Origin of the sequence: Polynucleobacter sp. AP-Capit-er-40B-B4 (assembly GCF_018882245.1) — a bacterium.
Lineage (GTDB): Bacteria > Pseudomonadota > Gammaproteobacteria > Burkholderiales > Burkholderiaceae > Polynucleobacter.
In genome coordinates, this window is sequence record NZ_JACVOV010000004.1 from 63946 (window position 1) to 77945 (window position 14000).

Below are 14000 nucleotides of genomic sequence, written 5' to 3' on the forward strand. Positions count from 1 at the left end.
TGCTTATTCTGATTACTTAATCTGCATAGCGACATCAATCGCTTCGCCTAGAACGCTGCAGAGAAATTGCACCTCTTCTGGTGTAGAGATGAATGGTGGGCCTACTGCAATCGCATCACCCGCTACACGCACCAACGCACCCTTCTCGATACAAGCCTCCAGGACTTTCATGGAGCGCAGACCTGGTTTACCTGGTACTGGATCCAGCTCCACGGCACCTGATAAACCAAAATTACGAATATCCAAAATTCCGGACTTACCTTTTAGCGCATGCAAACCATCCTCAAGCACAGGCTCCAGTGCTCGCGCACGATTGACTAAATCATCGGATTCAAAAATATCTAGCACTGCATGGCCAGCTGCGGCAGGTATTGGATGACCTGAGTAGGTATAACCGTGGAAGAATTCAATTGCTTGTTCTTGACCACCATTAGTGATAATGCTGTCGTAAATATCGCCACGGACAATCACTCCGCCCATTGGGATAACACCATTCGTAATCCCTTTGGCAAAGGTAATCATGTCTGGCGTTACTCCAAATCGATCCGCACCAAAGTTGGCACCTAAGCGACCAAAACCAGTAATCACCTCATCAAAGATCAATAAGATGCCGTGCTTAGTACAGATTTCACGGATCTTTTGTAAATAACCATCTGGTGGAACGATGACGCCTGTAGATCCTTGCACAGGCTCCATAATGACTGCGGCAATCGTATTGGCATCATGCAAAGTGACAATTTTTTCAAGCTCTTCAGCCAAATGCGCGCCCCACTTTGGCTGCCCTCTTGAGAAAGCCATTTGCGAGAGATTCAGTGTGTGCGGTAAATGATCAACGCCTGGCATCATCATGCTGGCAAACATTTTGCGATTGGCAACCATGCCACCGACTGATATGCCTGCAATGCCAACACCGTGATAGGCACGATCTCGTCCAATTAAACGTGTACGCGACGCGTTACCCATGACGCGGTGATAACCAATCGCAATTTTCAATGCAGTATCAACCGCCTCTGAACCTGAATTGGTGAAAAAGACTTTGTCTAATCCCGCAGGCGCCATTTTTGCAATACGGGCCGCCAAACTAAATGCTGTTTCACTAGCCATCTGAAACGCAGGGCAATAGTCCATGGTTTCAAATTGTTTTTGAATGGCTGCACCAATACGTGGATCTGCATGCCCTAAAGGGGAGCACCAGAGCCCTGATAGTCCATCAAACAACTTACGTCCATGATCGTCATAGTAGTAAGCTCCCTTAGCAGACTGCATGATCTTCGGGTGATGCTGAAAATAGCGATTAGGAGTGAACGGCAGCCAATAGGCTGACATATCAACTGGCTTTACAGAACTGTCCATACTTGTCTCATATGTGTTTATTGGAATTATCCGATACTATAGCAATCCAACCGCATTTCATTGATCACCCTCATGAATTTAAGCAATAAGCTCTATGCCAAACACTAAAGACCCAGTCACAGTTGCCACCTTAGCCGCCTTCAGTGCCGCCTGGAATCGTCATGATATTGATTCCTTAATGAGCTTTATGAGCGACGATTGCGTCTTTCAGACTGCAGCAGGTCCAGAATCGTATGGCGCACGCCATGAGGGTCTTCAAGCAGTAAGGGCAGCCTTTGAAAGTGCCTGGATCAACTTTCCAGACGCGCAATGGGTTCATGATCGACATTTTGTGCATGAGAACTTTGGAGTCTCAGAGTGGACATTTACTGGAACGGCGGCGGACGGATCACGAGTGGAAGCTGATGGAGTAGATGTTTTCACTTTCAAAGATGGCAAGATTCAACTAAAGAATGTCTTTCGCAAGAATCGTGCAAATTTGCCAGCAGCAAAATAATTGGGAATGCCCTAGACTCAATCCCAATGAAATACGACCCGCTTTATGACCCCCTCACCTCCCAAAATCCTGGGACAGGTCGAGACTATGCGCCGAGTTACTGGGTGGCTAGCGCCGGCACCCCACCAACTACTGATGGACCAGTCAATCAAGACTTTGATACTGATGTTGTTGTGATTGGCTCAGGCTCAACCGGAGTTTCAACTGCACTGTACTTAGCTCAAGAGCACGGGATCAAGGCAGTCATCCTAGAAGCCAATCAAACCGCTTGGGGTTGCTCTAGCAGAAGTGGTGGTCAAGGCCAAAATGCGAGCGGTCGATTGTCTCGCTCTCAATGGATTGAGCGCTGGGGTATAGATACCGCTAAAAAACTCGATCGAGAAATTTATACCGGTTTTGAGAACTTCAAAGAATTAGTAAGTCAAATTGACTGTGATGCGACTGATGGTGGTCACCTATATGTTGCACATCGCCCAGAAAAAATGGCTTACCTTCAGAATGAAGCGAAAGTCCGAAAAGAAGTATTTGGCTACGACCCGCTGCTCATGAGTGCACAAGAACTTAGAGAGCAATACTGCGATGATCGCGATGCTGCTGGAGCGCTGTTAGAGCGTGAAGGTGTTGGCATTCATCCGCTGAAATTTACTTATGGATTGCTCCGCAAGGCACAAAGCTTGGGGGTAAAGATCCATACCGGTAGCCCAGTCGAATCCTGGGAAACGATTAATGGCATTCATCACATCAGAACCCCTGGCGGCATTGTTCGCGCCAAGCGAATTGCCATCTGCACCGGCGGCTATGGCATGCAGGGATTGAAGCCCGTCAAAAATCGCATTCTTCCCATTCTGTCAAATTCAGTAGTGACTAGACCGCTGACTGATGCAGAGATAGCAGCATGTAATTTTCGCTCGCATACCTTTTTAACGGATACACGCACGCTGCGTTTTTATTACCGTCTTTTGAAAGACAATCGATTGCAATTAGGGAGTCGCAGCTCTATTAGCGGCGCCGATGCAAATGCTCCAGAGCATCTCAAGCTATTAACAGATGCTATCGCTAGAAAGTTTCCACCGTTAGCAGGTATTCAGATCAATTACTCCTGGTGGGGGTGGGTGGATGTCAGCCATGACATGATGCCTCGCATCACTCAACCCGATCCAAAGCAAATGGTCTGGTACGCTTTAGGCTATGGTGGCAATGGTGTCTCCTTTTCTACTTGGGCTGGCAAACGCTTAGCCGAACTAGTTGCTGGAAGCAAAGTTAATTCGGAAGTCTTTAAGTTGCCGATTTATAACTCCCCTCTCGAATTCCCCAATCTCTTTGGAAAAATACGCTCTGAGGCTCTTGCCCCCTTTAGAAGATTGGGGCAAAGTTTTCTCTATAAGTGGTATTGGCTCAAAGATGAAAAATAACCTTCTCATTCAAACATTCAACTCACACTTTACAAAGGCACCCATGAATCTCATGCATCGTATCGTCTTCGGCATCACCGCCGCTCTTGGCTTGGTCAATGTCAGCATGGCAGCACCCGATACCGATTGGCCTAAAAAACCGATTCAAATGATTCTCTCCTTTCCTGCGGGAGGCTCGACCGATGTCTTTGCACGTAGCATCGCAGCACCATTAGGAGATGCCTTGGGTCAGGCAGTAGTGATTGATAACAAACCTGGTGGTGGTGGAATGATTGGCATGACTGCTGCAGCTAAAGCAAATCCCGATGGCTACACCATTCACTTCAGCGCTTTAACAAATCAAGCAATTGCCCAAGCCCTTTTTACTAATCCACCTTTTTCCCTGCAAAAGGATTTTGTCTCGGTTGCTTTGGTGGGCTCAGTACCTCACGTCTTAGAAGTGAATCCTAGTGTTCCCGCCAAGAATATGACCGAACTGATTGCATTCATTAAATCCAAGAATGGCAACTTCAATTTCGCATCGCAAGGTAATGGCACCCTATCTCACCTAGAGTCTCAATTATTTATGCAACGCATCGGCGCTACTGGAGTGCATATTCCCTATAAAGGCAGCAGCTTTGCCTTACCTGACTTAATCGCCGGCAATACTTTGATGATGTTCGACAGCATTACAGCATCTTTGCCACATATTCAAAGCGGCAAGCTCAGGCCAATCGCAATTGCCTCTTCAGAGCGCTCCCCATTAATGCCAAATGTTCCTACCTTTGAGCAAGATGGCATGAAAAAATTTGATGTGGAGAATTTGTTTGCTATTTATGCTCCTAAAGGAACTTCACCTGCAATAGTTGCACGCTTGGAAAGAGAAATTCGCAAGATTCTGACCAATCCAGACTTTAAAACTAAATTGGCCAATCAAGGTATTCACCCTCAGTTTGCGAATTCAGAAAAGTTAGCTGAAATCACAGTTGCTGAACATGAAAAGTGGGCCAAAATTGTGAAGGCCTCTAATATTAAAATTGATTAATTGATTCTTTTGTAACCGCATTGCATAACTAGAAGACTTACTATGTTGATTTCCCCTCCCTTTGGTGGTGGCCGCGCTCCTGTTCTGGCCAGAAATACTGTTGCTAGCTCTCAACCGCTAGCAACTCAAGCTGGAATTGAAGCCCTGCAAAATGGAGGCAACGCAGTAGATGCTGCTCTGGCAACCGCAATTACTCTTACCGTCGTAGAGCCCACCATGAATGGCTTAGGTGGAGACGGTTTTGCCATTCTGTGGGATGGAAAAAAGCTACATGGCTTAAATGCTTCTGGTCGCGCGCCTGCGGCATGGAAGCCAGAGTATTTTTCCGGCAAATCAGCGATGGATTTAATCGGCTGGAATACGGTCACGGTTCCAGGCATGGTCGCGGGTTGGGTTGACTTGTCTCGTAAGTTTGGAAAATTACCGTTTGCTCAATTATTCAAACGCGCAATCGATTACGCGGAAAACGGTTTTCCGGTATCTCCGGTAATTGCACGTCAATGGCGTGAAGCAATTCCAATCCTGAAGAATCAACCAGGATTTTCAGAATCATTCTTGATTGATGGCAAATCACCGCAAGCAGGTCAAATCTGGAAATACCCTGCGCAAGCTAAAACCCTAAAAGAAATTGCAGCAACTGAGGGTGAATCTTTTTATAAGGGTCCTCTGGCCCAGAGTATGGTCGACTTTGCTCAAGCTACTGGTGGCTGCTTCACTATGCAAGACTTTGCTGACAACCAATCAGAATGGGTTGAGCCTCTAGCCTTTGATTACGGCGACTACACCCTCCATGAAATTCCCCCGAATGGCTCTGGAATAGCAGCGCAAATAGCATTAGGTATTTTGCAAGCAGCGAATGTGAAGCAATACCCCGCTAACTCTGCACAACGCATCCATTTACAGATTGAAGCGATGCGTATGGCCTTTGCCGATGTGTATGCCTACGTTTCTGATGCACGCTCAATGCAAATGCCGGTAAGTTCTTTGCTAGATAGAGACTACCTAGCAAGTCGTGCCGCAATGATTAATCACAATCAGGCTGGAAGCTATGGTGCAGGTGATCCCCACTCAGGTGGCACAGTGTATTTATGCGCCGCTGATGAATCCGGCATGATGATTTCTTATATCCAGTCGAACTTCAAAGGTTTTGGATCTGGCGTAGTTGCACCAGGTGGCATTGCTTTCCATAATCGCGGCATGAGCTTCCGATTGGAAGATGGACATCCTAATCAAGTAGCGCCCGGTAAGCGTCCATTCCATACGATTCTTCCAGCATTCCTAACCAAAGATGGCAAGCCCACAATGGCATTTGGTGTGATGGGTGGCAATATGCAACCCCAGGGTCATATCCAGTTTGTGATGCGCTTTGTTGATGAATATCTTAACCCTCAAGCTTGTTCAGATGCGCCCCGCTGGCGCATTGATGATTTAGGTAAGCTCACGGTTGAAGCCTCCATGCCAGCAAGTGTTGTTGAAGGCTTAAAAGCCCTAGGTCATGAAGTTGCTGTGCAGCCTGCTAACAGCCTAGATTTTGGAAGCGCGCAAGCGATTGCCAGGTTAAGCGAAGATGCAGATTCAGCCTTTATTGCTGGCAGCGATCATCGCCGTGACGGTTTAGCTGCTGGTTTCTAGCTTGCTACTTAGAAGTTGGCAAACAGTTCATATAGAAACGCTTAATCTCTTGATTGCAGCTCACATCTCTAGGCTCAATTGGTCTTTGCAGAGAAATGCCTTCGATAGTTTTACAACGACTTAAAGCCACATAAACCTGACCTGAGGCAAAGGCGCCTGATGAGAGATCAACCTTCACTTTATCCAGAGTCTTGCCCTGACTCTTGTGAATAGTCACAGCCCAAGCAAGCATTAGCGGAATCTGCACATAAGTACCGATGATGCTGGGCGAGATCTTTCCTGACATCATGTCGTGATCGTAGCGATAGGATTCCCATTGATGACCAGTGACTTCGACAGTATTGGAGTATGGGCCGTTTTGCACCATCACCTTGACCTTATCTGGCAGCATCTCACGCACCACACCGATCGTGCCATTGACCCAGCGCTTTGGAAAGCCTGGGTCCGTTGCTGTAAACATCACCTTAGCGCCAACCTTGAGCACTAAATTATTTGGTGACGGCAGATTACGTTCATCGACATTAAATTTTCCAGTCGATTTGCCGGCATACACTTTACCTTCAGTGGTGATCGCTCGTAGCCCCGCCCCATTGATTTGATCTGCGCGGGCATTTGTTGTGGTGAGAGTAATAGTCTGCTCATCAACTGGCTCATCTTTGCGATAACACTGCGCATTGAGGGTATCAATTGCCTCATCAACATCTTGATTAATCCGAATACGATTGAGCAGGCCGGCAAAGTGCTCATCTTTTTGACGAAAGATTTTAGAGAGCTCAACCATCGTGACATCTTTGCGATGCAAGGCCATAGCGCAGAAGAAGTAAGGCCCCTCGTAACCACGATCAGCCAGCACTTGCATATCACTACTCGAGACCACAGGCGGCAGCTGAAATAAATCCCCCACAAACATCACCTGAATACCGCCAAAAGGCTGGCCTTTTTGTGGACCGTTCTCACGCAGAAATAAATCCATCGCATCGACTACATCAGCGCGGACCATCGAGATTTCATCAATGATGAGTAGTCGAATATCTTTATAGAGACGCTTGTCTCTTAGTGGTTTGATATCTTCCTCGGGGAAGATGAGTCGCGGGGGCAATCTGAAGAAGGAATGAATTGTCACCCCTTTGACTTGCAATGCAGCCACCCCTGTAGGAGCAACCACCACTACGTTACCCGGAATAGTCTCACGCAGATAACCAATTAAAGTGGTTTTGCCGGTGCCTGCTTTACCACTAACAAAGAGATAAGGATCGTGACGCTCTATAGCTTCAATCACTGCCTCATAGTCAGGCGTGATTTCAATATCGGAGGATTGCGGGATTGGGGTAGACATCCCCTATTGTTTCACGGCATCAGCCACACATCGGAAACCGATATAAACCACAGCGATATCACCAGGTTTTGATTCAACATCAGACTCTTGCTGTCTTTCAGGACCGTACCACCAAGAGGCGCCACGAGTAATGTAGCCGCCATTGCGCTCAGTAGCAGTCCACTCCCAAACATTGCCACCCATGTCATACATGCCATTGACGCCGGGCTTAGTAGTATTGGTGGTCACATGACCCGTACCGCGATTCAATGCACCTACTGGAGCCAAACCTTTGTAGTCACCACATCCACTTAGGCAGTGTGATGGAGAAGGATTGCTACCCCCTGGAAAAGGATAGCGCTGCCCTTTCGTATAACCAGTAGGAGGGCTAGACCTTTGCTCTAAGAATGCAGCATTGACCCATTCCGCATCAGTTGGTAAACGTTTGCCGTAATAACGACAAATTGCCTCTGCTTCTTTTTGATTGAGATGCACTGCTGGCTCATTATCTTTTGCTGGGACACCATATGGCGTTTTCCAAGTCCATCCTGGCTTTTGCACAAAACCACCCTCATACGATAGACCACCGCCCTTCTTCTCTGCGGCACTCACAAAGCCAGTCGAGGAGGCATAAGATTTGACATCGGCAATAGTCATCTCGGTTTGATCCCAAGCGAGGCTACCGATCTGCACAACTGGAATTGTCGAGGACGCCGCACTCTGGGCCGAGGTCGATCTGAGCATGAAGTACACAGCAATAGCTGTTAGCAGCAGCCCAAATAAAATGGTGGAAAAATCAAACTTCTTCATTGCCAGAAAAATCCTTTACATACTCAGGAGAAAAACTACAACTAAATCAGATCTTTCAATATCACTTTAACCACATGCTCGCCATACATCACGATTGCGTTTTTGCCTTTTGATTTGGCTGCATACATGGCCGCATCGGCATTATTCATCAAATCAGTGGCATTAAGGCCATGGGAGGGAAAGACCGCAACGCCAATACTGGCACTGGTTGTTAAAGTGAAGCCTTCAGCCACAATCGGAGTAATCATTGCTGAGCGAATTTTTTCGGCAACACTCAAGGCAGCATCTTCGCCACCAATATCCGGCAGCAAAACAGTAAATTCATCTCCGCCAATACGTGCCACAGTATCTGACTCACGCAAAGATTCCCTCATCCGCTTAGCGACTTCTGCCAAAACCGCATCACCCGCCGTATGCCCATTAACATCATTAATGGCTTTTAGATTATCCAAATCAATGAAAAGCAAAGCCAACTTCGTTTGGTTGCGCTTGCTATTAGAAAGCGCTATCTCCAAACGATCGGAGAATAGCGTCCTATTAGGCAGCTGGGTTAACGAGTCATGATGGGCGTGATATTCATTCTCAGCGCTCTTTCTATAGGATCTGAGAAATAAATAAGCACCAATAAAAATAGTAATCACACTTAAAACACTAGCGATAAGCACCCCAACCGCATTCTTATGCCAATTTGCCAGGTACAAAGACTCTGGAACAACCACACCTACGATAAACGGGTATTGCTTTACCCTACGATACGAAATCATCCTCTGCACGGGCTCGATGTTCTGCCGTGTAAATCCAGTGCCCGAGGCAAAGATCACGCCATTCCCCGTTTCGCCAGCAGCAAGTGATTGATCAATCAAAGTATTGGTATTAACTTTTCCAATCAAGTCTTCAACCAATGGCCAACGCGTCAGCAATGTTTTATCGCTTCGATAAAGCGTAATCCCCGTGCCCTCGCCAATGTTGGCACCGATTCTTTCGTAAAGCGAAGAAAAGACCTGAACAGAAACACCAGTCAAGATCACCCCTAAAAACTGATCGTCTTTACCATTCACGCGCCGCGCCAAATAAAATACCCACTTCCCGTTACCTTTATTTCTTACTGGCGCACTATAAAAAACTTCAGAATCGTTGTGAGACTTTAAGTAGGTGAAATAATCGCGATCCGCCAGGTTAATGTCAGGGGCGGGATAGGAGCGCGAAAAGTTTAAGACCTTGCCATCGCTACCAACAAACGTAGCGACATCCAAAATAGGGTTTGATTTGGTTTTTTCTGCGAGCAAATCATAACTTTTCTTGCTTGAAGCAAACTCGCGATAACTTTTTTCGTTTTGAATTTTCTCAAGCGCAATGACATCATCAATGCTCTGAAGGACGGTATTAGCAGAAAAGATAATCTGCGATGTATGTTCAGCCAAGATTAATGAAAGTGTAGCAATCTGCTCCGCTCGATCATCGATAGTATTCCGGCGTAATAAATAACTTGAAACAACCGCATTAATGGCAAAAATAATTGCCAAAAGAATTGCGCCGCCGACAATAAAATAAGAATTACGTCGAATAATCGACTTCGGTTCAAAGCTGATGGTCATTGAGCGTCGCTATACATTTCAGAAATACGTAAAAAGTTATCCTTTTCTTGTATAAATGCTTCAACGATTAAAGGATCGAAACGCTTGCCTTTGAGGTTTGTAATTTCTGCACAGGCCTCATCATGAGACCACTCCTTTTTATATACGCGCTCGCTCACTAATGCATCATAGGTATCAGCCAGCGACATTAAGCGCGCGGCCAATGGTATTTCCAGGCCTTTCAGTCCCTTAGGGTAACCTGAGCCATCCCAATTTTCATGATGGCAGCCGGCAATTTTGATGGCAGCATCTAAAACATTGGTGTGTTTGGCGTCTTTTATCTTTGCGGCAATCAATACATCTTCCCCAAGGCTTGCATGGGTTTTCATGATGTGCCACTCATCATCCGATAAAGCTCCAGGCTTCTGAAGAATCGTGTCTGGTATTCCGACCTTACCAATGTCATGCAATGGTGCAGCTTTCACCATGTCTTCAATAGCCTTATGTGAGAGCTCATTCTGATAGATGCCACTTGCTTTTAATCTTTCCGCAAGCGCCCTCACATAGTTCTTAGTGCGCAGAATGTGGTTGCCGGTTTCGTTATCCCGCACCATGGAAAGTGCGTTAAGGCTATTTAGCATGCCATCTTCAATCGCATGGGAGCTACGGCGATACTCGTGCCAAAGTTTTTCCATGTAGTAATTCGTAATTAATATGCAGACCGTAACTATGGAAAGAACAGCGGCTATTCTCAAACCAAAAGCCAGGCCGCCTTCTTGATAAAGACTGGCAAGTGGCGCGCTCGCATCTCCAAAAGACAGAAGTGAGCGCCCAATGCGCGTACCTAGCTGAAAGATTTCTACTCCAAGCAATATTTTAATTTGATAGGCGTTATCTTTTTTTAATAACTGCGCTAAAACCACGATCTGCCAAATACAAAAAATACTGAGGACAGCATTCATCAGGTGAATACGGTCTTGAGTTTCTCCAAAATGCTGTAGATAGATATAGGCAACAGAGGCAGCAATCAATAACAATCCAATTGCTAGCTTATTTAGAAAATGAAGGGTGTCGTTCCAAAAGCTAAATAACAAAGAAATATTAGCCATGGCGGCCAGAAGAAAAATATTAGCTAAAGCCAATATGAGTTTTCCACCCCAGGGTGCACAGGCAAAGGCCAGCATTGAGGCCGCCAGAAAGCTGAGGCCTGCTGGCCAATAAATCACTCTAAATTGCGCGCGATCGTCATCCTTATTCGCCAAGAATCGGGCCATCAGCCCAACGAGGACAATAAAAACGGCAAAGTAGAAGGTCTGATTTACTAACTGCATTCGATAAACTGAGTTAATGTGGGATATTTAGATGTCATTACTCCATAATGTAACCGATTCCCGCGTCTTTTTTGGGCTTGCAAGCCATTAATGCATTATTTAATAGAACTAAAGATTTGTCATGACTTGGTGCCCTCACCTACACTTCTGTTACCTCATTTTTGCTGTGGTATTGATTTGCCCTAGCTTGTCTTTTGCCAACTCTGAATGGGATCAATTTAAATCTACCTATATTGAAAATGGACGGGTGATTGATAAAGCCCAAAACGGCATTACCCATACCGAGGGCCAGGGGATGGCCTTGCTGCTTGCCGTACAAAATGATGATCCCAAAACATTTGCCCTTCTTTGGAATTGGACTCAACAAAACCTGCAGGTTCGCGGCGATAAGTTATTTGCCTGGAGTTGGTCGCCCAATAGCGGCATTAACGATATGAATAACGCCAGCGATGGCGATCTCTTTATTGCCTGGGCATTATCTAAAGCATACAAGCGTTGGAACGAGCCTAGGTACTTATTTGCAGCCATTCAGGTAAGTCAATCTATACGCGAAAAATTATTGCGCAAAACCGAGAAGGGTACAGTCCTACTTCCGGGAGCTATTGGTTTTGAGAAGCCAGAGGGATTAAAACTGAATCTCTCATATTGGGTGTTTCCGGCAATTACTGATCTTTCGAATACAGATCCCTCCCCACAATGGGAAGAATTGCGCAACACAGGACTACAGCTGATTCAAGAGGCGAGATTTGGTAAGTGGAACCTACCGCCTGACTGGCTAAATTTACAAAATAATGTCATTACCCCCATTGATGGTGAGCGCTTTGGATACGATGCCGTACGTATTCCTTTGTATTTAATCTGGGGTCAGCTAGCAACTCCATCCACAATCAAGCCATTTCAGTCATTCTGGGGCTCTTTTTCTGGTAAGCCCGTCCTTCCTGCTTGGGTAGATCTTAATAATGGCGAGGCGGGCACGTACAATGCATCTGCAGGGTTCCAGAGTATTGCAGCCATGACTCTTGCATACCCTAATTTAGATTCGATTCAATTACCCAGCTTTAATCCTTCCCAAGGTTATTACTCTTCTATGCTGTCTCTATTTACAAAAATGACCTTAGAGGATCTCAAAAAGTAATATGAGAATTTGGAGTTTTTATTTCATTATCAAGATCATCCTGTTCTATACGGGATACGTTAACTTTCATTTTTTTGTTAACGCGGCATTTGCCCTTGGTTTAATTTTCTCCCACGCACACCCTCGTCTACTACAAATTAGAAAATGGGTGGCATTACCTATCGGTATTGTTTTATTTTATTTTGACAGTCAACTGCCGCCATTGCGTAACGTCATACCGAAGATTGGCCAACTGCTAGACTTTAGCTTCCAGTACTACTTAGAGCTACTAACACGCATTGTGAACTGGCAAGTATTAGCATTGCTGATAGCTCTATACGTAATCTATTTCCTGCTTTCAAAGAAGTTGCGTATGAGCACAATTGCAATTCTTGCAATTATCAGCACGCTTCTGCCACTAAAAACCAATATGGGGCCGTTGGCTTACGATGCTGAGGGTCAAGTGATTGGCTTACCAAGTGACACTGAGCTGACGGAGTCTCTTGACGGTTTCTTTATTGATGAATCTTTACGTACCGGCTTCAATCGATCACCCAAAGCCGGTGGCCCTGCCTTTGACATACTCGTAATCAATATTTGCTCACTGGCCTGGGACGATCTGAAGTACATCAAAGAAGAAAATAATCCGCTATTTAAACGTTTTCATTATTTGTTTACAAGCTTTAATTCCGCATCTTCTTATAGCGGCCCATCAATCATTCGCCTATTGCGTGCAAGTCGCGGCCAACAAGATCAAAGGGATCTCTATAAGCCACCAGTTGAGGATTCTTTGCTTTTTAACAACCTTGCCAAGGCAGGATTCCAAACACAGCTTGCACTCAATCACGACGGTAAATATGGCGACCTCTTAAAGGAAATCAGAAACGAAGGCGCTCTGACTGCCCCACTGTTTGATAACAAACAGGCCACTCCTTATCTAAGAGGCTTTGACGGCTCGCAAGTTTATGATGACTACTCTGTGCTCTCCAATTGGTGGGATGCACGGATGAAGCTGCCTAACGAGAGAGTGGCCCTGTTCTACAACACGATCACTTTGCACGATGGCAATCGCGCTCTTGATGGTGCTCGCCTGGAAAATAGCGTCGAAACCTATTCTCGTAGAACACGTAAATTGTTAGAAGATATTGATCGCTTTTATAGCAAAGTAAATAGCTCAGGACGCCAAGCGGTGATTATCTTTATTCCTGAGCATGGTGCCGCTATTCGTCGTAATAAAAATGAAATCGTAGGTATGCGTGAGATTCCAAGTCCTAATGTGACAAATATACCCGTTGGCATTATGTTTACAGGCAAACCGGATAACCCAGTGAAGACCAACACTATTGGGCAGCCAACTAGCTATCTTGCTGCTTCTGATTTACTTTCCAAGTTTGTGGGCAAGAACCCTTTTGATAAATCGAGTCCTTCGCCAGAGGTCTATTTAAAAAATATTCCTAGCACGCGTTTTGTCGCTGAGAATGAAGACTCGGTCATTATGAAATTTGGCTCCTCTTACTACTTCCGCTCAAACGATATCAACTGGAATTTATTTGAAACCAACGATTAAGGTTTAGGGCTTGGCCAGAGCGCTGGTATCTCGCCAGTTACCTCTGTGGCAATCGGATTACCAGCAGCATCAAGATAAATAACTTCACCAGAAACCTGAATAGGGAATTTCTGTTTATCCAGATTTCGCACGATCTCAAGATTGGATTTGATATCGGGGCTATTGGGGTTTAAGCGATACGCCCTCTCCAACAAGATCAATGCTGTTGGGATATCTTCGCTCTTTAAGGCATAGAGAGCCCTCTCATTAAGCTCTCCGGGTAGATAGGGATCAAACTGGGGGGCAACATTGGTCGCCTGCGCATTTGCCGATGAGCTCACCACCAACCCAAACACCAACACCAGTAACGCTTTAGAAGTTTGTTTCATCATG

At 45.7% G+C, this 14000-nt stretch carries 12 protein-coding genes; 6 read left to right on the plus strand and 6 right to left on the minus strand.

The features are described from left to right. Positions 1-12: 12 nt before the first annotated feature. The gene (locus tag ICN19_RS09595; RefSeq protein ID WP_216247449.1) at positions 13-1353 is read right to left on the minus strand and encodes an aspartate aminotransferase family protein; all 1341 of its coding nucleotides are present in this window, start codon (positions 1351-1353) and stop codon (positions 13-15) included. 94 nt (positions 1354-1447) lie between these two features. Here ICN19_RS09595 and ICN19_RS09600 point away from each other — a divergent pair, with 94 nt between their 5' ends. From ICN19_RS09600 to ICN19_RS09615, 4 genes are read left to right on the plus strand one after another with little or no spacing between them, the layout of a single operon-like run. After that, a complete protein-coding gene (locus ICN19_RS09600; RefSeq protein ID WP_216247450.1) occupies positions 1448-1849 on the plus strand; it encodes a nuclear transport factor 2 family protein in 402 nt (133 codons plus the stop codon). 26 nt (positions 1850-1875) lie between these two features. Further along, positions 1876-3261: an FAD-binding oxidoreductase gene (locus tag ICN19_RS09605; protein ID WP_216247451.1), complete on the plus strand. Its 1386-nt coding sequence runs from the start codon at positions 1876-1878 to the stop codon at positions 3259-3261. A 43-nt stretch (positions 3262-3304) separates the two neighbouring features. Then, entirely contained in the window at positions 3305-4285 is a 981-nt protein-coding gene (locus ICN19_RS09610) for a tripartite tricarboxylate transporter substrate binding protein (RefSeq protein ID WP_216247452.1), read from the plus strand. A 42-nt stretch (positions 4286-4327) separates the two neighbouring features. Continuing rightward, complete coding sequence (locus ICN19_RS09615) at positions 4328-5917, plus strand: gamma-glutamyltransferase family protein (RefSeq protein WP_216247454.1); 1590 nt, start codon at positions 4328-4330, stop codon at positions 5915-5917. 4 nt (positions 5918-5921) lie between these two features. On the opposite strand, the gene ICN19_RS10245 is transcribed toward ICN19_RS09615, so the two are convergent. The 4 genes from ICN19_RS10245 to ICN19_RS09635 are packed head-to-tail and all read right to left on the minus strand — an operon-like array spanning position 5922 to position 10947. Next, complete coding sequence (locus ICN19_RS10245) at positions 5922-7253, minus strand: ATP-dependent RecD-like DNA helicase (protein WP_216247456.1); 1332 nt, start codon at positions 7251-7253, stop codon at positions 5922-5924. A 3-nt stretch (positions 7254-7256) separates the two neighbouring features. Continuing rightward, entirely contained in the window at positions 7257-8042 is a 786-nt protein-coding gene (locus ICN19_RS09625) for a formylglycine-generating enzyme family protein (protein ID WP_216247459.1), read from the minus strand. A 41-nt stretch (positions 8043-8083) separates the two neighbouring features. Beyond that, the gene (locus ICN19_RS09630) at positions 8084-9637 is read right to left on the minus strand and encodes a sensor domain-containing diguanylate cyclase (RefSeq protein WP_216247462.1); all 1554 of its coding nucleotides are present in this window, start codon (positions 9635-9637) and stop codon (positions 8084-8086) included. Continuing rightward, the gene (locus ICN19_RS09635) at positions 9634-10947 is read right to left on the minus strand and encodes an HD-GYP domain-containing protein (protein WP_216247464.1); all 1314 of its coding nucleotides are present in this window, start codon (positions 10945-10947) and stop codon (positions 9634-9636) included. The genes ICN19_RS09630 and ICN19_RS09635 overlap by 4 nt, the downstream gene beginning before the upstream one ends. 121 nt (positions 10948-11068) lie before the next feature. Between ICN19_RS09635 and ICN19_RS09640 the strand changes: the two genes are divergently transcribed. Beyond that, positions 11069-12082 carry a glycosyl hydrolase family 8 gene (locus ICN19_RS09640; RefSeq protein ID WP_216247467.1) on the plus strand — a complete coding sequence of 338 codons (1014 nt, stop codon included), beginning with the start codon at positions 11069-11071 and terminating at the stop codon, positions 12080-12082. A gap of 1 nt (position 12083) precedes the next feature. Then, positions 12084-13628: a cellulose biosynthesis protein BcsG gene (bcsG, locus tag ICN19_RS09645; protein WP_216247469.1), complete on the plus strand. Its 1545-nt coding sequence runs from the start codon at positions 12084-12086 to the stop codon at positions 13626-13628. Here bcsG and ICN19_RS09650 read toward each other — a convergent pair. Next, positions 13625-13999, minus strand: a complete 375-nt coding sequence (locus ICN19_RS09650) for a tetratricopeptide repeat protein (protein ID WP_216247471.1) — start codon at positions 13997-13999, stop codon at positions 13625-13627. The genes bcsG and ICN19_RS09650 overlap by 4 nt on opposite strands. Between the last annotated feature and the right edge of the window lies 1 nt (position 14000).